The sequence below is a fragment of the Caulobacter segnis ATCC 21756 genome (genome assembly GCF_000092285.1).
GTDB classification, from domain to species: domain Bacteria; phylum Pseudomonadota; class Alphaproteobacteria; order Caulobacterales; family Caulobacteraceae; genus Caulobacter; species Caulobacter segnis.
Genome location: NC_014100.1, coordinates 1,939,508 through 1,959,898, shown reverse-complemented (window position 1 = coordinate 1,959,898; position 20,391 = coordinate 1,939,508). Strand labels below are relative to the sequence as shown.

18 protein-coding genes and 1 riboswitch are annotated in these 20,391 nt (G+C 66.7%); of the genes, 7 read left to right on the top strand and 11 right to left on the bottom strand.

Going from position 1 to position 20,391, the window contains the following annotated elements:
• Window positions 1-66 precede the first annotated feature (66 nt).
• Both CSEG_RS09145 and CSEG_RS09140 read right to left on the bottom strand, forming a co-directional pair.
• The gene (locus tag CSEG_RS09145; protein WP_013078950.1) at window positions 67-1,014 is read right to left on the bottom strand and encodes a FecR family protein; all 948 of its coding nucleotides are present in this window, start codon (window positions 1,012-1,014) and stop codon (window positions 67-69) included.
• Window positions 978-1,559, bottom strand: a complete 582-nt coding sequence (locus tag CSEG_RS09140) for an RNA polymerase sigma factor (RefSeq protein WP_013078949.1) — start codon at window positions 1,557-1,559, stop codon at window positions 978-980. The genes CSEG_RS09145 and CSEG_RS09140 overlap by 37 nt, the downstream gene beginning before the upstream one ends.
• A gap of 230 nt (window positions 1,560-1,789) precedes the next feature.
• On the opposite strand from CSEG_RS09140, the gene CSEG_RS09135 reads away from it, so the two are divergent.
• From CSEG_RS09135 to CSEG_RS09120, 5 genes are all read left to right on the top strand, one after another.
• Complete coding sequence (locus CSEG_RS09135; RefSeq protein ID WP_013078948.1) at window positions 1,790-2,395, top strand: RNA polymerase sigma factor; 606 nt, start codon at window positions 1,790-1,792, stop codon at window positions 2,393-2,395.
• Complete coding sequence (locus CSEG_RS21570; protein WP_167535121.1) at window positions 2,361-2,735, top strand: DUF4880 domain-containing protein; 375 nt, start codon at window positions 2,361-2,363, stop codon at window positions 2,733-2,735. The genes CSEG_RS09135 and CSEG_RS21570 overlap by 35 nt, the downstream gene beginning before the upstream one ends.
• 13 nt (window positions 2,736-2,748) lie before the next feature.
• Window positions 2,749-3,327, top strand: a complete 579-nt coding sequence (locus CSEG_RS21565; protein ID WP_053463741.1) for a FecR family protein — start codon at window positions 2,749-2,751, stop codon at window positions 3,325-3,327.
• Window positions 3,328-3,419: 92 nt separating this feature from the next.
• Entirely contained in the window at window positions 3,420-5,795 is a 2,376-nt protein-coding gene (locus CSEG_RS09125; protein WP_106907134.1) for a TonB-dependent receptor domain-containing protein, read from the top strand.
• Window positions 5,795-6,973 carry a ComEC/Rec2 family competence protein gene (locus CSEG_RS09120; protein ID WP_013078946.1) on the top strand — a complete coding sequence of 393 codons (1,179 nt, stop codon included), beginning with the start codon at window positions 5,795-5,797 and terminating at the stop codon, window positions 6,971-6,973. The genes CSEG_RS09125 and CSEG_RS09120 overlap by 1 nt, the downstream gene beginning before the upstream one ends.
• A 132-nt stretch (window positions 6,974-7,105) precedes the next feature.
• Here CSEG_RS09120 and CSEG_RS09115 read toward each other — a convergent pair whose 3' ends face one another.
• Window positions 7,106-7,861, bottom strand: coding sequence for an SDR family oxidoreductase (locus tag CSEG_RS09115; RefSeq protein ID WP_013078945.1), 756 nt, complete (start codon window positions 7,859-7,861; stop codon window positions 7,106-7,108).
• 86 nt (window positions 7,862-7,947) lie between these two features.
• On the bottom strand, window positions 7,948-8,916 hold the full coding sequence (locus CSEG_RS09110; RefSeq protein WP_013078944.1) for an AraC family transcriptional regulator: 969 nt from the start codon (window positions 8,914-8,916) through the stop codon (window positions 7,948-7,950).
• A gap of 259 nt (window positions 8,917-9,175) precedes the next feature.
• Window positions 9,176-9,383, top strand: a riboswitch (cobalamin riboswitch).
• Between the two features lie 108 nt (window positions 9,384-9,491).
• On the opposite strand from CSEG_RS09110, the gene CSEG_RS09105 reads away from it, so the two are divergent.
• Together CSEG_RS09105 and CSEG_RS09100 are read left to right on the top strand one after the other, a co-directional pair.
• A complete protein-coding gene (locus CSEG_RS09105; protein ID WP_013078943.1) occupies window positions 9,492-10,478 on the top strand; it encodes a DUF1852 domain-containing protein in 987 nt (328 codons plus the stop codon).
• Window positions 10,479-10,506: 28 nt separating this feature from the next.
• Window positions 10,507-11,535 carry a methionine synthase gene (locus CSEG_RS09100; protein ID WP_013078942.1) on the top strand — a complete coding sequence of 343 codons (1,029 nt, stop codon included), beginning with the start codon at window positions 10,507-10,509 and terminating at the stop codon, window positions 11,533-11,535.
• A gap of 174 nt (window positions 11,536-11,709) precedes the next feature.
• Here CSEG_RS09100 and cueR read toward each other — a convergent pair whose 3' ends face one another.
• The 7 genes from cueR to CSEG_RS09065 all read right to left on the bottom strand — a co-directional run bounded on the left by cueR (window position 11,710) and on the right by CSEG_RS09065 (window position 20,378).
• Window positions 11,710-12,114, bottom strand: coding sequence for a Cu(I)-responsive transcriptional regulator (gene cueR / locus CSEG_RS09095; RefSeq protein ID WP_013078941.1), 405 nt, complete (start codon window positions 12,112-12,114; stop codon window positions 11,710-11,712).
• Window positions 12,111-14,450 (bottom strand): heavy metal translocating P-type ATPase, encoded by a 2,340-nt coding sequence (locus CSEG_RS09090; RefSeq protein WP_013078940.1) that lies wholly within the window; start codon window positions 14,448-14,450, stop codon window positions 12,111-12,113. Before CSEG_RS09090 ends, cueR begins: the two co-directional genes overlap by 4 nt.
• Window positions 14,451-14,680: 230 nt before the next feature.
• Entirely contained in the window at window positions 14,681-16,990 is a 2,310-nt protein-coding gene (locus CSEG_RS09085) for a xanthine dehydrogenase family protein molybdopterin-binding subunit (protein ID WP_013078939.1), read from the bottom strand.
• A complete protein-coding gene (locus CSEG_RS09080; protein WP_013078938.1) occupies window positions 16,987-17,451 on the bottom strand; it encodes a (2Fe-2S)-binding protein in 465 nt (154 codons plus the stop codon). The genes CSEG_RS09085 and CSEG_RS09080 overlap by 4 nt, the downstream gene beginning before the upstream one ends.
• A 7-nt stretch (window positions 17,452-17,458) precedes the next feature.
• On the bottom strand, window positions 17,459-18,748 hold the full coding sequence (locus CSEG_RS09075) for a cytochrome c (protein ID WP_013078937.1): 1,290 nt from the start codon (window positions 18,746-18,748) through the stop codon (window positions 17,459-17,461).
• Between the two features lie 242 nt (window positions 18,749-18,990).
• Window positions 18,991-19,845, bottom strand: a complete 855-nt coding sequence (locus tag CSEG_RS09070) for an ATP-dependent Clp protease proteolytic subunit (protein ID WP_013078936.1) — start codon at window positions 19,843-19,845, stop codon at window positions 18,991-18,993.
• Window positions 19,846-19,961: 116 nt separating this feature from the next.
• On the bottom strand, window positions 19,962-20,378 hold the full coding sequence (locus tag CSEG_RS09065) for a cupin domain-containing protein (RefSeq protein WP_013078935.1): 417 nt from the start codon (window positions 20,376-20,378) through the stop codon (window positions 19,962-19,964).
• Between the last annotated feature and the right edge of the window lie 13 nt (window positions 20,379-20,391).

The window sequence follows — 20,391 nt, the reverse complement described above, 5'->3', positions numbered from 1 at the left end:
GCCCCATATCGGTCGCCGAAAAAACCGGCGTCTCGCTGAGCAAGATGAAAGGAGCGCGAGAAACCTCTATCGAGATTTGAGAAGAATTCGTGACGATCCGTCGTCGATGATCCGTAGACCGAACGTTGTCCGCAAGGCGTCGAGGAAGCTTTCGGGATTGCCGGTCATGAAACGGCCGCCCAGGCGCAGGGCTCCGACCTTGGGGTCTTCTATGACCATCTTGCGTACGAGGTAGCGGTTGTACTCCTCGACAGCGTCGGACAGGCGTTGCCCCTCGAAAACGATTTCACCGCGACGCCACGCCTGGACGTTCTGGACTTCGTCTTCAGGCGCAGCCGCGACGGCGACGCCCGTGGCGGTGACCGCTAGGGTCTGGCGGGGGTCAGTAGCACTGACGACGGCGGCCTGGGTCTCGCCCGCCGCGGTCCGGATCGCCGCCCGGCCGGCCAGCACGATCAGGTCCAAACCCGTCGACCGCAGGCGCGCGTTGAATTGACCCGGCGCGAGGTTGGCCAGCCCGGTCGGCGTGAAGAGTTCGAACGGCCGCAGCGCATCATGGGCGATCGTCAGCGCAATCTCCCCGCGCCTCAGCCACAACCGCCGCCGGTCACGACCAAAGCGCCAGAGCACCTCGGTGTCGGTGTTCAGTTCGACAGAGCTGCCGTCAGGAAGCGCCATCGTGCGACGCTCCCCCACCCCGGTGACCGTGCGGGCGCGCAGCCATTGATCGCGCCCCAGATAGGCGGCCCCCGAAAGCCCGGCCGCCAGGGCGAGACCACCGCCCATCCAAGCGCGCCGGGTCATCGCCGGCTCGGCGCGAGACGGCGCGTCGCGCAGGGTGTCCAGCCGGCTCCAAGCGGCGGCGACCTCGGCGAAGGCGGCCGCGCGGCGAGGATCGGCGTCGCGCCAGGCTTCGAATTCCCGAGAATCCGCTCGTCCGGCGTCCAGACGCGCCAGCCACTCCGAAGCCTGGGCGATCAGCGCGTCTCTGTCTTGATCGCCCGCTTGCGCCATGTACTCGCCTTAACTCCGATCCTTCGGCTTTCGTCCGCCGCCAACGCCTTGGTGAGCAGGGCCAATCCCTTGGCCAGATGCTTTTCAACCGTAGAGATGGACAAGTTCAACCGAACCGCTATCTGGCCCGGCGAAAGCCCTTCCATTTTTCGCAGCATGACCACGCGCCGACACTGTTCGGGCAGCCGCTCGACCGCCTCGATCACCCGCTGTAGTTCCTCGCGAGCGCTGGCGACGGCGTAGGCGTCGGGCGTGGGATCCGGGAGGGTCTCCATCTCCAGCACCCCGATCTGGCGAATGCCGATAACCTTGGCTCGTCGCACGCGCTCGAAGGCCAGGTTTCGAATGATGGTCAGAACAAAGCGCTCCGGTCGCTCCAGCCCACGCCAGTCAGGAACGCCCAGCACCTTTGCGTAGGCTTCCTGCACGAGGTCCTCGGCCTCGACCGCGTCGCGCGTCAGCTTGCGCGCGTAGGCGCGGTAGTTCGCCGCGAACGGCAACACCGCCTCGGCGAACCATTTGTCGATGTCGCGTAGCCAAGCCATCGCACTGCGCCTCGCCGACAAAGGCCGCCGACTCTTATGACCTGCCCTAGCGGGCGGAGATGTCAGTTTGGCGACGAAGCGGCGCGGCGGAGCCCCCAGCGACGCCCTCCCGCCCTAAAGACGACCTTTTGGCCTGAACGCTGCGGATATCCGCGGCGCTTGGAACCGAGGATCGTCGTCACCCGCGCTTACGACTGGCCGTCATAAAGGGGTGCTAGCAAACTGGGCTTATGACCTTAGCCACACATGAGCGGGCGATCTGGCTGGCGCGCAACGCGTTGCCGCACGAGCCGGCCCTGCGCGCTTGGCTGGCTCGCCGTCCGCTGGCGGGCCTCGAGGTCGACGACATCGTCCAAGAGACCTACGCGATCCTCGCGGCCCTGGAGAGCGTCGACCACATCCTGAACGGCCGCACCTACATGTTCGAGGTCGCCAAGTCGGTGGTGCTGCGCAGCTTGCGTCGCAGCCGCATCGTCGCCTTCGAAGCCCTGGCCGAGGCCGAGGCCCTGGAGCCGCCCAGCGACGAGCCCTCGCCCGAGACCGTGGCCGCCGACCGCCAGGAACTCTCGCGCATCGCCGGCCTGATCGCGGGTCTGCCGGCCAAGTGTCGCGAGGCCTTCACCTTGCGCAAGGTGCATGGCCTGTCGCAGCGCGAGGTCGCGCGCCGCATGGGCGTTTCCGAGAACACGGTCGAGAAGCACGTCGGAAAAGGCATAGGCGTGCTGATGAATGCATTGGGACGTGGCGGAAACCGACGCTTCCAGGCATCTAGGAACCGTAGCGAGCAGGACCCGAGTGACCTTGACCACGATCCGAGAGAGCAGCGCCGACATTGACGCCGCCGCGGCCGCCTGGGCCGCGCGCGTCGACCGGGGGCCGCTGTCGGATCAGGATCAGGCCGCCCTTGAGGCCTGGGCGGCGCAGGATCCGCGTCGCGCCGGGGCCTACGCCAAGGCTCTGGCCGTCAACGCTCACCTGGACCGCGCCGCCGGGCTGGGCGCCGATTTCGCGCCCGCCTCGCATCCCACCGCGAAAGCCGCCGACCGCCGCCGCCTGCTGGCCACGGGGGGTCTGCTGGCGGCCGCCTCGGTGGTGGGAGCCGTCGGGTATGCCGCGCTAAGCCTCAGGGGGCGGGTGACGACGGCCAAGGGCGACATCCGCCGCGGCGCCCCTTGAGGACGGCTCGGCCGTGACTCTGAACACCGACACCACCATCCGCGCCGCCTTCGACGGGAAGATGCGGCGGGTCGACCTGCTGCGTGGCGAGGCCCTGTTCGATGTGGCCAAGGACCCAGCCCGTCCGTTCGTGGTGGTGGCCGGCGACGTGCGCGTGCGGGCGGTCGGCACCAGCTTCACGGTCCGCACCCATGACGACGGTCAGGTCGGGGTCATCGTCCGCGAGGGCGTCGTCGAGGTCTGGCGCGGGGCCGAGGGCAAGCCGGTGCGCCTTTCCGCGGAGCACGCCGTGCAAGTCGCGACCGCCGGCGCGCTCGTCCCCACGACGGTCGGCTCGGCCGCTGTGGATAGGGCCATGGCCTGGCGGCAGGGCCAGATCGACCTGGACGGCCTGACCCTGGGCCAAGCCGCCGACGAGTTCGCCCGCTATTCCGATCGCCGCATCGTCATCGACGACCCGGCCGTGGCGAAGCTGAAGATGACCGGCCTGTTCTCGGCCAGCGATCCCGACGGCTTTGCAAAGGCCGCGGCGCTGAGCCTGGGTCTAAGGGCTACGACGGAAGCCGATGGCGTGCGCCTCTCGCGCGGCTGAACTTTTTTCGAGGGCGGCATGGCGGGAGTTTCGACATGGAGGCTCCACCCCGATGAGGCCGGCGCGGGACCGGCGAATTTCGGGGCGATCATATGATGCGGAAGACAACCCTGGCCGGCGGCGCGGCCGCTCTTGCTCTCCTGACCTGCGCCATGCCGGCGGCAGCCCAGCAGCGGACCTTCAACGTGCCCGCCCAGGGCGTGGCCTCGGCCATCTCCGCCTTCGCGCGGCAGGCGGGCCTGCAGGTCGTAGCCCCGGCCGACGGGTTGGAAGGCGTCCGCACCCAGGCTCTCAAAGGCCCGATGGACGCCCGCGCCGCCCTACGAAAGCTGATCGACGGAACCGGCCTGGAGATCGTCTCCGACAGCAACGGCGTCATCGTCCTGCGTCGCGCCACGACGCAGGCCACCGCTATCGAGCCGGAACCCATCGCGCTGGACACCATCATCGTCACCGCCCAGAAGCGCGAGGAAGCCGCCCAAGGCGTGCCGATCTCGCTGACCGCCTTTTCCGGCCGCGCGGTCGAAACCTATCGCCTGGAAAGCCTGCGCGACATCTCGCGCCTGACACCGGGACTGCTGGTCTCGTCGTTCAGCCAGTCCAGCCCAACCATCGCGATCCGCGGCGCGACCAACACCTTCACCCAGATCGGCGCCAACAAGCCGGTCGCCGTGGTCATCGACGACCTCTTCGTCCCTCGCAACAGCGCCGCCGCCTTCGAGCTCTATGGCCTCAACTCGGTGCAGGTGCTGAAAGGCCCCCAAGGCACGCTGTTCGGTCGCAACGTCACCGGCGGCGCCATCGTGCTGGACACCGGCAAGCCGGCCTATGGAGATGCATCGGGCGCGATCCGTATCGGCGCGGGCGACTATGACCTGAAGCAGGTCGACGGCCGCGTCGACATCCCGGTCGGCGACACCCTGGCCTTTCGTCTGGCCGGCTCACTGAAGCAGCACGAGGGCTATGGGAAGGACCGCTTGACCGGCCGCGAGCAGGATGACCTCGACAGCAAGAGCCTGCGCGCCCAGGCCCGCCTGCAGGCCAGCGACGACGTCGAGGTGCTGCTGGGCGCCGATTATGCCGAGGACCACAATGGCGGCCGCACTCTGTCGTCCAAGGCCGCCGGCTCGGATGGCGACCGCCGCACCTCCGAGCTGGGCTACAACCAGGGCTTCGCCCGGAACCAGTGGGGCGCCTCCGGGCGGATCTACTGGAACGCGCCCGTCGGCCAAGTCACCGCCATCACCGGCTATCGCGGGTCGCAGTCGGGCGAGGACTATTCGGGCACAGGCGCCAGCTATCGCTTTCTGACCGGGACCAACACCCAGTCGGTCAACCGCGACGTCGACGATGTGGGCCTGTTCTCGCAGGAAGTCCGCTGGGCCAGCCCGAAATGGTCGCGCGGCGACCTGGTGGCCGGCGTCTATTTCGCGGACGAGGACGCCAAGCGCCAACTGCGCACCAGAGGCCTGGCCGCTGTTTCGGGCGTGGCCTTGTCCGACGTCCTGACCGACCAGGCGGTGAAGACCAGAAGCTACGCCGCCTTCGTCGACGGGACGCTGCGCTTGCCGGCCGCCTTCGACCTGACCCTGGGCGCGCGCTACACCCATGACGAGAAGACCGCCTCGCTGGTTCGCACCGATTTCGTTCGCCCGGCGACCGGCAGCTTCATGGCCCGCGACCTCAAGGCCGACTGGAGCGAGGTCACGCCCCGCGCCGTGCTCAGCTGGACGCCGCGCGAGGACTTCAAGGTCTATGGCAGCGTCACGCGCGGCTACACGGCCGGCGGCTTCAACACCGACGCGGCGGTGATCACGGCTCTGACCAAGCCGTTCGATCCCGAGACCGTCACCAACTACGAGCTGGGCGTGAAGTCCCAGTGGCTGGCCGACACCCTGCGGATCAACGCCTCGGTCTTCCACATGGACTACAAGGACAAGCAGGAGCTGTTCTTCAACAACCTGACCCGCGTGCTGACCATCACCAACGCCGGCCAGGCGACGGTCGAAGGCGCCGAGGTCGAGATCGCCTGGCGTCCCCTGCCCTGGCTGAACCTCAGCGCCAACTACGGCCTGCTGGACACCGTCTACGACGATTTCGTCATTCCGGGTGGCGCGGTGAACACCGGCAATCCGCTGGGCTCGTCGCCGCGCAACAAGGGCTCGCTGGCCGCCGACGTCCGGGTCCCGCTGGACGGCGCGGGCTATGTCACCGGCGCGATCAGCTGGGCCTATACCGACAGCTACTACACCGGCGCGACCAAGGACCCGAACCTGCATATCGACAGCTACGCTCTGACCAACCTGTCGCTGGGCTATGAGAGCCAGGATGGCCGCTGGATGCTGACGGCCTGGGCCAAGAACCTGGGCGATGTCGACTTCCTGCTGACCCCGTCCACCCAAGGTGTGCTGGCCGAGTATCTGGGCGAGCCGCGCACGGTCGGCGTCATGCTGTCGGCCAAGTTCTGATGGCGGCGGTCGTGACCCGGCGGGGGCTGCTGCTGGGCGCCGCGGCGCTGGGCGCGGCCGCCCCTCTTCCTGCTGGCGAAGATGTCGTCGGCCAGCCGCTACGCCCGTGGCGGCCCGGCGGCCTGGACATCCACCACATCGCCACCGGCAAAGGCGACTCGACACTGATCATCGGACCGGATGGCTCCAGCCTGATGATCGACGCCGGCGCCTCGACCACGCCGACGCCAGCCAGCCTGGACGCCCGGCCCAGCGCCGAGCGCCGTCCTGGTGAGTGGATTGGCCGCTATGCCCGACGGCATCTCGCCGCGACCGGAACGCCAAAGCTGGACGCCTTCCTGGTCAGCCACCTGCACCCCGACCACATCGACGGCCTGTACGATGTCGCCAAGGCGCTGCCGATCGGCAAGCTGGTCGACCGCGCCTGGCCTGACTATACCTATCCAAGGCCATCGGACGCGCCGTTCCTGAAGGCCTATGTCGCCTTCGTTCATGAACGGGTCCAGGCCGGCGGCAAGATCGAGCGTTTTCGGGTCGGAGCGGCCGACCAGCTTCAACTCCCCGGCGCCGAAATCCGCAATCTTGCCGCCAACGGCGAGGTCTGGACCGGACACGGAAGCGACACTCGCCGCCTCTTCCCGGCCATCGACACACTGGCGGCCACCGACATCCCCGACGAGAACGCCTGCTCGGCCGCCATCCGGCTGCGCTACGGCGCGTTCGGCTATTTCGCGGCCGGCGACCTGACCAGCCAGAGCTTCGACGGGACCCTGCCCTGGCGTGACGTCGAGACGCCCGCCGCCCAGGCCGCCGGTCCCGTGGACGTGGCGGTCGCCGCGCATCACGGCATGTTCGACGCCACCGGCGCCGACGTGGTGCGCGCCCTGAAACCGCGGACCTGGATCATCCCCGCCTGGCACGTGGCCCATCCCAGCAGCGACGTGCTGGAACGGATGTTCAGCCAGAGGCTCTATCCCGGTCCGCGCGACGTCTTCGCCACCGGCCTCTCGCCGGCCAATGAGATGGCTCACCACTGGCTGACCGACCGCCTGACCGCGCGCGAGGGGCACATCGTGGTCCGCGTTGCGCCAGGCGGCGCGGACTATCGTGTGGTCGTCACGGACCATCGCAGCGAAAGCGATCGCGTTGTTTCCGTGTCTGTTCCCAGAGCCCCCTAAGCGCTATCTGGCTAGCAACCATATTGGTCACGCAGCCTGCCTCGACCAGGCTTGGATCTGGCGGGGACGAGATTGTCGGCTTCGATGAACTTTCGAAGGAAAGCGCGCCTACCGGACGGCGGCGCCTACGGCTCAACCGCCGAATGTACGCCGCCGGGCCAGATCGACCGCGTCCTCGCCCGCGGGAAAGTGAATCCGGCCCGAAGCGTCGTTGGCCGCGACCCAGATCGCTTCGGCGACATCACGCTCTTTCGTCGTCATCTGCGGCGTGGCGAACGCTTCGAAAATCGGCGCCGCGAACGCCTCGTAGGGCGCGGGAATCAGATCTAGCGGATTGATCGAGGTGTTCTGAGCGAACCGCGTGGTCGGAGCGTAACCGGGCTCCACCAGCTTTACGCGCACGTCGAAATAGCCGAGTTCGTGGACCAGAGACTCTGAGAAACCCTCGATCGCCTGCTTGCTGGCCTTGTAGGCGGCGGCAAGAGGCATGTCCGACAGGGTCACGCTGGAGGTGACGTTGACAATGACGCCGGAGCGTCGCTCTCGCATCTGAGGGATGAGGGCTTGGCACATGGCCATCACGCCAAAGGTGTTCGTGTCGAACACCTTGCGGATGTGGTCCATTGGCGTGGCCTCGAAGGCGCCGACGACCCCGATGCCGGCGTTGTTGACCAGGACGTCGACTGAGCCGGCGACCTCGACGCAGGCGGCGATGCTTCCGGGGTCGGTGACATCCAGGGGGAGGATCCGCAGGGCCTCCGAGCGCGGCAGGGTGTCGGTTCTGGGATTGCGCATCGTCGCAATGACGTTCCAGCCCTTGGCCAGGAAGTGGCGGGCCGTCTCGAGGCCGTAGCCTGAGGATGCGCCGGTGATCAGGACGGTCGGCATAGGGGATCTCCAAGAGTTTCAGTGATCCCTCAATACGGTCACGGCGGAGGACTATCGATAATCAAATGTCCAAATTTCATTTCCAATCATCCAATATAGTGCGCCAAGGCTCCGACGGCGCGCTCGCGCTGCGCCGGATCGAAGCGGCCGGCGACAGCGTCGCCCGCGCGAGCAAACCGTCCGGGGGAGCAGCCCAACCGTTTGCGGAAAGCGGTGCTGAAGGCGCTGGCGGATTCGTAGCCGATCTCGTCCGCGATCCGGTCCAGGGTCTTGGCCCCGCCGATCAGGGCGTCCTTGGCCAGAGCCATGCGCCACCGCGCCAGATATTCAATCGGGCCACAGCCCAGCGCTTCGCCGAACCGCGCGGCGAAAGCCGATCGCGAAAGGCCGGCCACCTTGGCCAACCCCGCGACCGTCCAGTGCGCCCGCACGTCCGAGTGCATGGCGCTCAGGACTCGCGCCAAGGCCGGATCGCGCATGCCACGAAGCAAGCCGGTCCGCGCGTCATCTCCGGCCACGGGGCGCCAGCGCAGCGCCTCGACCAACAGGACCTCCAGCAGCCGCTGCAGGATCATGTCCTTGCCCGGATCCTCGCGGGCGCATTCCTGCACAATCAGCCCAATGAGGGTCCCAAGCCTGGCCGTCCGCCCCTCGGACGCGGGAATGTGGATCATGCGGGGCATTAGGGCGAGCAGTAGTGGGGCGTTCGCCCGCTCGATCCGGAAGGCGCCGCCCAGTGACTCGAACTGCGCTTCGCCCTCTTGGTCGCCGTGCCGCACCGGCGCATCGCTTGGATCGCGCGACGGGCCGTCGACGTCGGGATGGCTGCCCAGGACGAACGCCGGGGTCGACGGGAGCAGAAGGAAGTCGCCTTCCTCCAGAGCCATCGGTGCTTGGCCCTCGAAAGCGATCCAGCAGCGCCCCTTCAGAATGATCGTATAGCCGGGCATATCATGGGCCGCGTAACGCACGCCCCAGCGCCCCCGCCCAGTGATCGGCTTGGAGACGATCGAGCTCGGGCGAAGCAGGGTAATAATGTCGCTGAGGGGATCCATGGAGGACGACCGAAAACAGATTTGCCAAGTTGGATGATCAATCATCCACATTTGGCTGTCTAGATGTTCGGCCGCGCTCGTCGTTTTTCACTCGACACGGTCTACGCCCGTCTGTTGAGCGTTCGCGCACCCGCAGTCGTAACCGGCGGCGCAGCGTCAGGAGCAGTTTCTAAGACAGCTCCGAAAACACGGCTCCGCACGCGGCGCTTAAACACATAAAGATATCCTTATGTCCCATTGACACCGTTAGTGGATGGTCGTTTGATAGGGTTGTCGTGGTTCTCCCCATCCTCTTCGGAGGGCGTGGAGCTAAGAGGGAAGCCGGTGCGACGCCGGCGCTGCCCCCGCAACTGTAAGCGGCGAGCCGAAGGTCCATCTCGTGTCACTGACGTCCTCGGGCGTTGGGAAGGCCGGACCGGAAGCCGTGACCCGTGAGCCAGGAGACCTGCCCCGACAGATAACGTCCTCCGGCGGGGTGTCCGGTCAGGTCGCATGAGCGCCGCGACCGGACCACTCCGCGCGGGCGGTCGCGCGTCCCTGCCCGCTGTCTCGCCACAGCATCAACGGCGGAGACCATGCTCAAGAGCGAATTTGCATTCACCATCAAGAGCACTGCGCTCGATGAGGACTATCGTCCCGCCGAGAACACGCGGATCACGACCAACTTCGCCAACTTGGCCAGAGGGGAGAACCGGCAGGAAAACCTGCGCAATACCCTCAGGATGATCGACAATCGTTTCAATTCCCTGGCGCATCGGGACAATCCCAAGGGGGATCGTTACGCGGTCGAACTCAAGATCATCTCCGTCGAGATGAATGCTTCTCCCGAAGCGGGCGGCGACGCCTTCCCGCTGATCGAAATCCTTCAGACGACCATTCTCGACAAACAGACCGGCGAGCGCATCGACGGCATCGTGGGGAATAACTTCTCTTCGTACGTCCGCGATTATGACTTCAGCGTGCTTCTCCCGGAGCACATGAAGCGCCACCCGAATTCCGGCGCTCCGGAGGGCTTCGGCGACCTGCATGGAAACCTGTTCAAGCGCTTCCTGAGTTCAGACGCCTATCGGGATAATTTCAGCAAGCCGCCCGTCATCTGCCTGAGCGTGTCGAGTAGCAAGACCTACTATCGGACCGGCGCTGAGCACCCCGTGCTGGGGATTGAATATGAGAACGACGAGCGCTCTTCGACCGATCAGTATTTCGCGAAAATGGGAATGAAGGTTCGCTACTTCATGCCCAGAAACAGCATGGCTCCTCTGGCCTTCTACCATATCGGCGACCTGACCGGCGACTACACAGATCTTGAGCTGTTCAGCACGATCAGCACGATGGAGACGTTCCAGAAGATCTATCGCCCCGAGATCTATAACGCCAACTCCCCGGCGACCGAACAGTATCAGCCGAGCCTGAAGTGTCAGGACTATTCGCTGACTCGGATTGTCTACGATCGGGAAGAACGGAGCCGACTGGCCCTTGAGCAGGGCAAGTTCGCCGAGGAACGTTTCATCAAGCGGTATCGGGCCGTCCTCGAACAGTTCTCCGCCGATTTCGCCGCCTGATCAGCCAAAACGTACAGAGTCATCTATCATGAAAACCCTGTTGCCCACGTCGACCGCCGGCAGCCTGCCCAAACCCGCCTGGCTAGCCCAGCCCGAGACGCTCTGGTCGCCCTGGAAACTGCAAAATGAGGAACTGATCGAGGGCAAACAGGACGCTTTGCGTCTGTCCCTGGACGATCAGCGGCGGGCCGGCGTCGACATCGTCAGCGACGGCGAGCAGACGCGCCAGCATTTCGTCACGACGTTCATCGAGCATCTCGCCGGCGTCGACTTCGAGGCGCGCAAGACCGTCAGAATTCGCGACCGCTATGATGCGAGCGTGCCGACGGTCGTCGGCGCTGTCAGCCGCCCGAAGTCGGTCTTCGTCGAGGACGCGAAGTTCCTCCGTCGGCAGACCACCCAGCCGATCAAATGGGCCCTGCCCGGTCCGATGACGATGATCGACACCCTCTATGACGACCACTACAGGAGCCGCGAGAAGCTGGCCTGGGAGTTCGCCAAGATCCTTAACCAGGAAGCCAGGGAGCTGGAGGCCGCCGGCGTCGACATCATCCAGTTCGACGAGCCCGCGTTCAACGTCTTCTTCGACGAGGTCAACGACTGGGGCGTCGCGACCCTGGAGAAGGCGACGGAAGGGCTCAAATGCCAAACGGCCGTCCACATCTGCTACGGCTACGGCATCAAGGCCAATACGGACTGGAAGAAGACCCTGGGTTCGGAGTGGCGTCAGTATGAGGAAGCTTTCCCCAAGCTGAAGCAGTCCAGCATCGATATCATCTCGCTGGAGTGCCAGAACTCTCGCGTCCCGATGGATCTGATCGAACTCATTCGGGGCAAGACGGTGATGGTGGGGGCCATCGACGTGGCGACCGACACCATCGAGACGCCCGAGGACGTCGCCGACACCCTGCGCAAGGCCCTTCAGTTCGTGGACGCCGACAAGCTCTATCCCTCCACCAACTGCGGGATGGCCCCGCTGGCTCGTCACGTGGCGAGGGGCAAGCTGGAGGCCCTGAGCGCGGGCGCGGCGATCGTCCGCAAAGAACTCTCGGCCTGACCTCGATGACTGCTCTTCTCAGCCGTCCGCAGCGCGCCAGAAGCCGACGCCCGGACCGTTCCGAACTCCGGACCGTCAGTTACTCGCGCCGCGGAAGATCGACCTTTTCGGAAGTTCTCTGGCGTGAGCCGTTAGGCCAATAGGTCTCTCCGGTGTCCTATGCGCGCGCCAAGTTCAGGCCAGGGGGAGGCTGTCCTGTTGCAGGCGATCGATGATCGGACAGTCGGGGCGCGCGTCGCCGTGGCAGCTTTCCGCCAGGTCCAGCAGCGCGGCGCGCATGGCTTCCAGCGCCATCGCCTTGGCATGAAGATCCTCGGCTCGCGCCAGCGCCATCGCCTTCACCTCGGCGCTGGCGCGCCCCGCGTCGCCCCACAACGATAGCAACTCCCGGATCTCCTCGATGGGAAAACCCAGATCGCGCGCGTTGGCGATAAACCGCAGACGATTCACGTCGGGCTGGTCGTAGTCGCGATAGCCGCTGTCGCGGCGCGGCGGCGGCGGAACCAAGCCGATCTTCTCGTAGTGGCGGATCATCCGCTGCGACACGCCGGTGGCGGCCGAGGCCTGGCCAATATTCATAGACGGGCTCCGTTCAGGCGCAGGGCGTTGGTCACAACGATGAAGGACGACAGCGCCATGGCCGCGCCGGCCAGCATGGGCGACAGCAGAATACCCGCCACCGGATAGAGCACGCCAGCGGCGATCGGCACGCCGACGCCGTTGAATAGGAACGAGAAGAACAGGTTCTGGCGGATATTGCTCATGGTCGCCCGCGCCAGCCGGCGAGCGCGCACCGCCGCCGACAGGTCGCCGCCGGTCAGGGTCATGCCAGCGCTTTCGATCGCGACGTCCGAACCCGTGCCCATCGCCAGACCGACATCGGCGGCCGCGAGCGCGGGCGCGTCGTTGACGCCGTCGCCGGCCATGGCGACGCGCGCTCCGGCCGCCTTAAGCTCGCCGACGATGCGCGCCTTGTCCTCGGGCTTGAGGTCGGCTCTCACCTCATCGACGCCGCCGACAGCCAGCGCCACCGCTTGGGCCGTCGTGGCGTTGTCACCGGACAGCATGACGACGCGCAGGCCTTCGGCGCGCAGGTCGGCTATGGCCTGGCTCGCGGAGGGCCGAACCGGATCGGCCACCGCAAGCAAGCCGGCGAGCGCGCCATTGACCGCCACCAACATCACGCCGCCGCCCTCCACGCGCCGAGCCTCCGCAGCGCTCGCGACGGGTGAAGGATCGACGCCCAGGCTCTCCATCAGCGCGGCGTTGCCTACGGCCACCGCGCGATCGCCAACGCGAGCGGTGACCCCCTCTCCTGTCTTCGAGGCGAAATCCGTAGCCGTCGCGAGGGTCAGTCCCTGTTCACTGGCCGCCGCGACGACCGCGTGGGCGAGCGGATGCTCGGAGCGCGCCTCGACCGCCGCGGCCAAGGCCAGAACGTCCTTTCGCGCGAACCCGCCAAAGGTCTGGATCGCCACCAGCTTGGGACGGCCTTCCGTCAGGGTCCCCGTCTTGTCGATCACCAAGGTGTCGACGTTCTCGAAGGCCTGCAGAGCCTCGGCGGTCTTGATCAGCACGCCGGCGCGCGCGCCTCGCCCGGTCCCGACCATGATCGACATCGGCGTCGCCAGGCCCAAGGCGCAGGGGCAGGCGATGACCAGGACGGCAATGGCGTTCAGCAGGGCGTGGCCAAGGCGGGGCTCGGGCCCGACGATCCACCAGACAACGAAGGTCGCCAAGGCGATCAGCACGACGAGCGGCACGAACCAGCCCGAGACGCGGTCGGCGGTCGCCTGGACCGGCGCCCGGCTCCGTTGAGCGTCGGCGACCATGCGCACGATCCGAGCCAGCACCGTATCGGCCCCAACGGCGCGCGCCTCGATCAACAGGCTGCCCGTACCATTGACTGTTCCGCCGGTGACGACGGCGCTCGCGGCCTTGCCGACCGGCGCCGGCTCACCCGTGAGCATCGACTCGTCCACCGTGGAGCGCCCCTCCACCACAACGCCGTCGACCGGGACCGCCTCACCGGGTCGGACGCGGATCTGGTCGCCGACGGCAACCTCGGCCAGGGCGATCTCCTCTTCAGTCCCATCGGGCTTGAGCCGGCGCGCGGTCTTGGGCGTCAGGTCGAGCAATGCTCGGATCGCCCGCCCCGTGGCGGCGCGGGCGCGCAGCTCCAGAACCTGGCCTAGCAGCACCAGCGTGACCACCACGCCGGCCGCCTCATAGTAGACAGGAACCATGCCGCCATGGGCCTGGCCGGTCATCGGGATGAGGCCAGGAAAGAGCGTAGCGATCAGGCTGTAGGCGAAGGCCGCCCCGACGCCGAGCGCGATGAGGGTGAACATGTTGAGATGGCCGGTCCGCACGGACGTCCAGCCACGTTGAAAAAACGGCGCGCCGGCCCATAGGACGATCGGAGCGCTCAAGGCCAGTTGCGCCCATGGCGACGCCTCTGGACTGACGATATGGACGCCCAGCATCTCCGCGCCCATCGAAATCAGCAGGAGCGGAACCGCCAGCACGCCGGACACCCAGAGCCGCCGCGTGAAATCCACCAGTTCGGGGTTTGGGCCATCGTTGAGCGACGCCGCCTCGGGCTCCAGCGCCATGCCGCAGATCGGACAACTCCCGGGGCCCGGCCGACGAATTTCCGGGTGCATGGGACAGGTCCACATCGCCCCCGGCCCAGCGACCTCCGACCTCGGGGCGCTACCAAAAATGTAGACCGTGGGACTGGCGACGAACTTGGCTTTGCAGCTCGCACCGCAGAAATGGAAGGATCGCCCGCCATGCTCGACGTGATGCCGCGCGCCAATTGGATCCACGGCCATGCCGCAAACGGGGTCCTTCACCGTCGTTGGGCTTGCCCCTTGAGCATGATCACAGCCCGCGTGGTGCTGATGGTTCATCCGGATCTCCTATCCGGGGAGAGTCTGCGGCCTGACATGATGTCAAGGTCAAGGCGTGATTGGCCACCGCTGTGGAGGCTCCCTCACGGGGAGAGCGAAGCGCCAGAAGCCGCCTTTGGCGTCGCTCGGGGAGCTCTACAATCAAGGATTTGGAATGCGCGGAATGGGGCGCTTCCGTAGCCAGTCTCGGCCCGCCGCGTCGACGCGTGGCTTGGAAACGCCGAATGGGGTCAGCCCTTGCCCGACAAGGCCGCGAGCACGGCGGCGGAAGTGATGGGGATATGCCGAAGGCGTACGCCGACGGCGCGGAAGATGGCGTTGGCGATGGCCGGAGCGACAACGGTGGTGGCGGGCTCGCCCAAGCCGACGGGGACCTCGACGCTGTCGACGAAGCGGATGTCCAGCTCTGGCGTGTCGGCGATGCGGAGCGGCGCATAGGTGTCGAGGTTCACGTCCTTGACCTGTCCGTTCACGAACTGGGTCCCCTCGTGCAGCGCCATGCTGAGGCCCCATAGCGCCGCCCCCTCGGTCTGGGCCCGCGCGCCGTCGGGATCAACGATGGTGCCGGCGTCGGTTACGATGGTCAGTTTTCGCACCGTGACGACGCCGCTGGCGCGATCGACATGGACCCGAGCGACGCAGGCCACCCAGGTCGGCATGTCGCGTTCCTGACCAAAGCTCGTGGCCAGGCCCAGCCCCGTATCCTTGGGCAGGGGCTGGCCCCACCCCGCGGCTTCGGCCGCGCGACGCACCACTTCGGCCTGACGCCTGGCGCCGCCCTTTGTGCTGGCGTCACCGCCGGCGTTGGCGCCCGCTCCGGTCAGCAGCTTCAGCCGCAAGGCCACGGGGTCGGTCTTCAAGTGGTGAGCCGCCTCGTCGATGAAGCTCTCGCTCGCCCAGTTGGTCCAGCCCGGCCCGACCGAGCGGAGCCAGCCGGGGCGAAAGGTCTCGTTGGCCAAGTCGTTATTGATGGCGCGCACCTTGTGGGCCCCGACCTCGTACCAATGATCGGCGCCCGAGATCGCGAAGGGGTCGTAGGCCACGCCGTTCTTGCCCTTCGGCATCAAGGCCGGCGCATTGGCTAGCGTCGGCCAGCCCGCGGCCGCGTGGTGCTCCTGGGCCAGGATATTTCCGGCGCCATCGAAGGCCATGCGCACCTTCTGAACCGAGGGGGAGCGCACCGAGTCGAAGCGCGCGTCGTCCTCCCGTGTCAGGACCAGCTTGACCGGCTTGCCCAGCGCCTTGGCCGCCAGCGCGGCCGGCACCGCGTAGTCGCCGGTCAGCCGTCGACCAAAGCCGCCGCCGAGCATGTAGGTGCGCATGACGATGCTGGTCTCGGGACGGTCCAGCGCCTTAGCCAAGGTCGGCAGGATCAGGCTCTGCCACTGGTTTCCGGTGTGGATCTCCATCACCCCGTCCTTTTCAAAGGCCAGGGCGTTGAGCGGCTCGAGCTGGAAGTGCAGCACGGTCGCCGTTGTGTAGGTCTGCTCCAGCACCGACTTGGCGGCCTGGAAGGCCGGCGCCGTGTCGGCGGTCTTGGTGTCGAGCAGAGCGCCAACATCGGGCTTGGCGATCAAGGCGGCGGCGTGGTCCTGCAGGTCCTTCTCCGACACGCTGGCGCCCGGGCCGGCGGTCCATGTCACCTTGACCAGTTCGGAGGCGCGCAGGGCGGCGGGATAGCTTTCGGCGATCACCAGGACCCAACCCGGCACGGTGTCGGACGGATCCTCGATCGTCAGGCAGCGCAGGTAGCCCTTGATCTTCTTGGCCGCGCCATCGTCGACCGACACGACCCTGGCCCCGTGGCGCGTGGGCGGCAGCTTGGGTCGGGCGAAAACCATGCCCGGGACCTTGGCGTCGATGCCGTACACCGCCGTCCCATTGATCTTGGCGGCGATGTCCAGGGCCTTTCCCGGCTTGCCGATCAACTTGCGCTCGGCCGCGGGCTTGATCGGGAGCTTGGCCAGCTCCTCGGGCGTGAACGTCCGCGCGACGCCGCCACGCTTGACGATGTCGCCATAGGATATCGACCGGCCGCCCACATGGACCACTCCGCCGCGCGCCGTCCCGCCGGCGGGCGAGACATTCATCAGCTTGGCCCCCGCCTCGACCAGGGCGATGCGGCCGGCCGCGCCGGCCTGGCTGAAGATCGGGAAGGTCTGCCACACGGACCAGCTACCGCCGGTGACCATCAATCCCCACTTGGGATCGGAGTCGACGTGAACGATCCGCACCTTATCCCAGGCGACGTCTAGTTCATCGGCGAGAATACGGGCCAGCGCGGTGCCTACGTGCTGACCCATCTCGGCGCGGATGATGTTGACGGTGACGATCCCGTCGCCATCGATGGCGAACCACAGGGTGGGCTCGAACCGAGGCCCGGCGCTGGCGGTTGGCGCGCCGCCGGGAACGGTCGGGTCCATCGCCGCCTCGACCAAGGCCGAAAAGCCAAACGCCAGGCCTGCCCCGGTCGACGCGATCAGGAAATTGCGGCGCGATAGGAAGCCGCCTGGCGCGCCCTTCCGCTGGAGGCGGCTCACGACTTGTCTCCCATGGCCGCTGCGGCTTGCTTGATGGCCGCCCGAATGCGGGCATAGGTCATGCAGCGACACAGATTACCGCTCATCGTCGCATCGATGTCCTGATCCGTGGGCGTGGGGAAGTCCTTGAGCATGGCGGCCGCCTGCATGATCTGGCCCGACTGGCAGTAGCCGCACTGCGGGGCCTGCAGGTCCAGCCAGGCCTTCTGCACCGGATGCTGCCCCGCGGGGTCCAGGCCCTCGATGGTCGTCACCTCGGCACCGTCGACCGCGCTGAGCGGCGTGATGCACGAGCGCGTCGCGCGCCCGCCGACGTGGACGGTGCAGGCGCCGCACATGCCGATCCCGCAGCCGAACTTGGTGCCGGTCAGGCCGATGTCGTCGCGGATCACCCACAGCAGCGGCGTGTCCTCGTCGGCGTCAATGGAGACGGCCCGGCCGTTGATCGTGAACTGGGTCATGGCTGGCTCACTTTCCCTGCGCGCGGATCGCCGCGACCTTCTTTTCGAGGTTCGGCCAGGCGGGCTTGTCCGTGCGGGTGGCGCGCAGATAGGTGGCCAGCCTGGCGACCTCGGCGTCGCTAAAACGGTTGAAGCCAGGCATCACCACGCCCGGCGCGCCGTCCTTGGCGCTGACGCCGTAAAGCACCACGCGGATCAGGTTCGTCGGGTCGTCCAGATTGACGGCGCTATTGAGCGCCAGGTCAGGGCGCAGCGGGTTGGGCTGGCCAACGCCGTTGTAGTGGCACGAGGCGCAGGCGGCGGTGTAGAGCCGCGCGGCCGGATCGTTCTGTGGCCCAACGTTCAGGCGATCGGCGACAGCGGCCCTTCGCAGGGCCGGCGCCAGAGCCCCGCCCCTGCCCGCCGCGCCGTCCACATCGGCGAAATAGATCGCCAGCGCCCGGATATCGGCGCCGGGCAGCTTGATCAGGCCGTCATGCACCACCGGCGCCATCGGGCCGGCGGCGACGCCGTGATAGCGGCTGACGCCCGTCCGCAGATAGGCGGTCAACTCGGCCTGGTCCCAAGGCGCGGGCGAAGGATTGGCGGCGGTGAGGGGTGGAGCGACCCAGCCGTCGATCAGCGCGCCGGCGTAGGCCTTGCCCCGCTTCTCCGCCCCCAAGGCGTTGCGCGGCGTGTGGCAGGCGCCGCAGTGGCTGACGCCCTCGGCCAGATAGGCGCCGCGGTTCCATTCGGCGCTCTTGGCCGCGTCCGGCTCGAACCGGCCAGGCTTGAAGAAGAGAAGCTTCCAGCCGGCCTGCAGGGCTCGGATGTTCAGCGGGAACGGCACGCTGTTGCGCTTGGCCGAAGCGACGACCGGCGGGCGCGTCATCATGTAGGCGTAGAGCGCCGACACGTCGTCGTCCGAGAGTTTTGTGAAGTGATCATAGGGAAAGACCGGAAGGAGGTGCGCCCCGTCTCGGGCCACGCCCTCGTGCATCGCCCGACGGAAGGCCGCCTCCGACCAGGTCCCGATGCCGGTGCCGGGATCGGGCGTTATGTTGGTCGAATAGATCGTGCCGAACCCGGTCTTCATGGGGTAGCCACCGGCGAAGGGCTGTCCCCCTTTCGAGGTGTGGCAAGTCGAGCAATAGCCGGCCCCGGCCAACGCCTCGCCTCGCGCGACGAGGTCCGGAGCGAAGCTGGACGGCGCGGGCGGATCGATCTTGCCGATAGCCGGACGCCAAGCGAACACGCCCAACCCGACCAATCCGACAACCGCCAGCGCAAGCAATCCGGCTATGAGACGTTTCAGCACGGCGCGCCCTCCAGCGGCCTCGTACGAACGCGCCAAGCTCATCCGCAACAAGGTCAGGTGCGAGACTTTGAGAGCAAACCTCGCGCGGGGCAAGATCGACACGCGTGCTGCGACACGATCGCAGCAGGATCGTTCAAACCAAGCCTCCGCCGCGGCGAGCCCTCCCCCAGCGACCGCCGAGGTAACCGCTGAAAGATGGGCGGCCTAGAGGAAGCCCCCTGCTCGAAAAACGCGCGACTTCCTTATTCCATGAAACAGACGGGCTCAGCGCGGCCCAACGCGGCGACCCTAGCCGTCAGGGCTTCCTGAGAGTTCGGACCGCGGTTCTCGTGCACCGCGACGCCATGCATCGCAAGAAGCCGGTCGGAATAGAGGATCATCACTGGGTCTCGGGTCGGGCACAAAGTCAGGAAGGCGTCTTCGGGCAGGTCATTGAAGCTAGCCATCCAGCGGAAGAAGTTCACGTCGATGCGGGCCATAGTGGAAAAGGCGTCCTGGCGACGGATTTGCCTATCGATGTCCGCACGGATATTGGCGACCTGCGCCTCAACCTGGTCGGCGGGGATTTGCGAGCCGATCGCCTTGCGGAGTGCGCCTTCATCGATCGGATGCGCACCGCCGTGGAATAACAGCAAGGCGTCGTCGTCGATCACTCGCCGGTCGCCGGCGGTGAACAGATAGTTGGCGCATGAAGAAGCGCAGACCCTCTGCGCCACCACGGTGGTCTTTAGCGGCGCAAGCGCTTCACCCATAGCTATGCCGGCGTTGATTTCGCCGCCATTCGAATGGACCACGATCACCAGGGGCGTCGCCGGCTCGAGCGTCGCCAAGGCGTCTACAAACGCCGCGGAACTGGCGCTATTGATCTCCCCTGAGAAGCACAGACCGTCGGGCGCGACCCGGTGGACGGGAAGGACTCGCGCGCTGCCAGGGCGGTTCCATGCCCTGCAGGCCTCGACGACCGCAGCCTCACGGTCAGAACTAGCGATGTTTGCAATTCCGAGCAGAGAGGCGATCAGGGAAAGCCACATCGAGACGTTCCTTATGGGTTGAATCACGAACACTTCAGCCTTGCGACTTTCCGTGCGCTTGCGCATCAAGCGTGGGTCACAAAAGGCGCCTTAGCCAAACCTGCGTGTCGTTTACTCAGCTCGGCCAAGATGCGTTGTCCGCCCTGGGTTGGCGGACAACGCATCTCGTCTGACCTTGGCGCCTATTTCGGCTGAGCTACGTCCGGCGCGGGCGCGACCAGGGGCTTGCCCTTCTCGACGATGTAAGTCGCCAATTCGGCGCCGTTTGTCGTCCCGGGGTTATGCGCCTTGTGAGCGACGCCCTTGGGCACGAATAGAACCTGACCGGGCTGCAGCGTCACCGGGCTTTGGCCTTCGAGCTGGTACTCAAGAACGCCTTCGAGGACGTAGATGACCTCCTCGCCGGGATGACGATGCCAGGGCGCGGTCGCGCCCGGCGCGATATCGATGCGCGCCTGCACGGTCTCATGACCTGGGATCGACAGGTCGTGACGCTGCAGGTCCGTACGCTTGACGCTCGGTTGCGGCGGGATCGGCGCGGCGAGCGTCGCCGAGCCGATGAAGACGGTGGCCAGGGCCAGGCCCAGAATCTTACGCATGATCTTTTCCTTC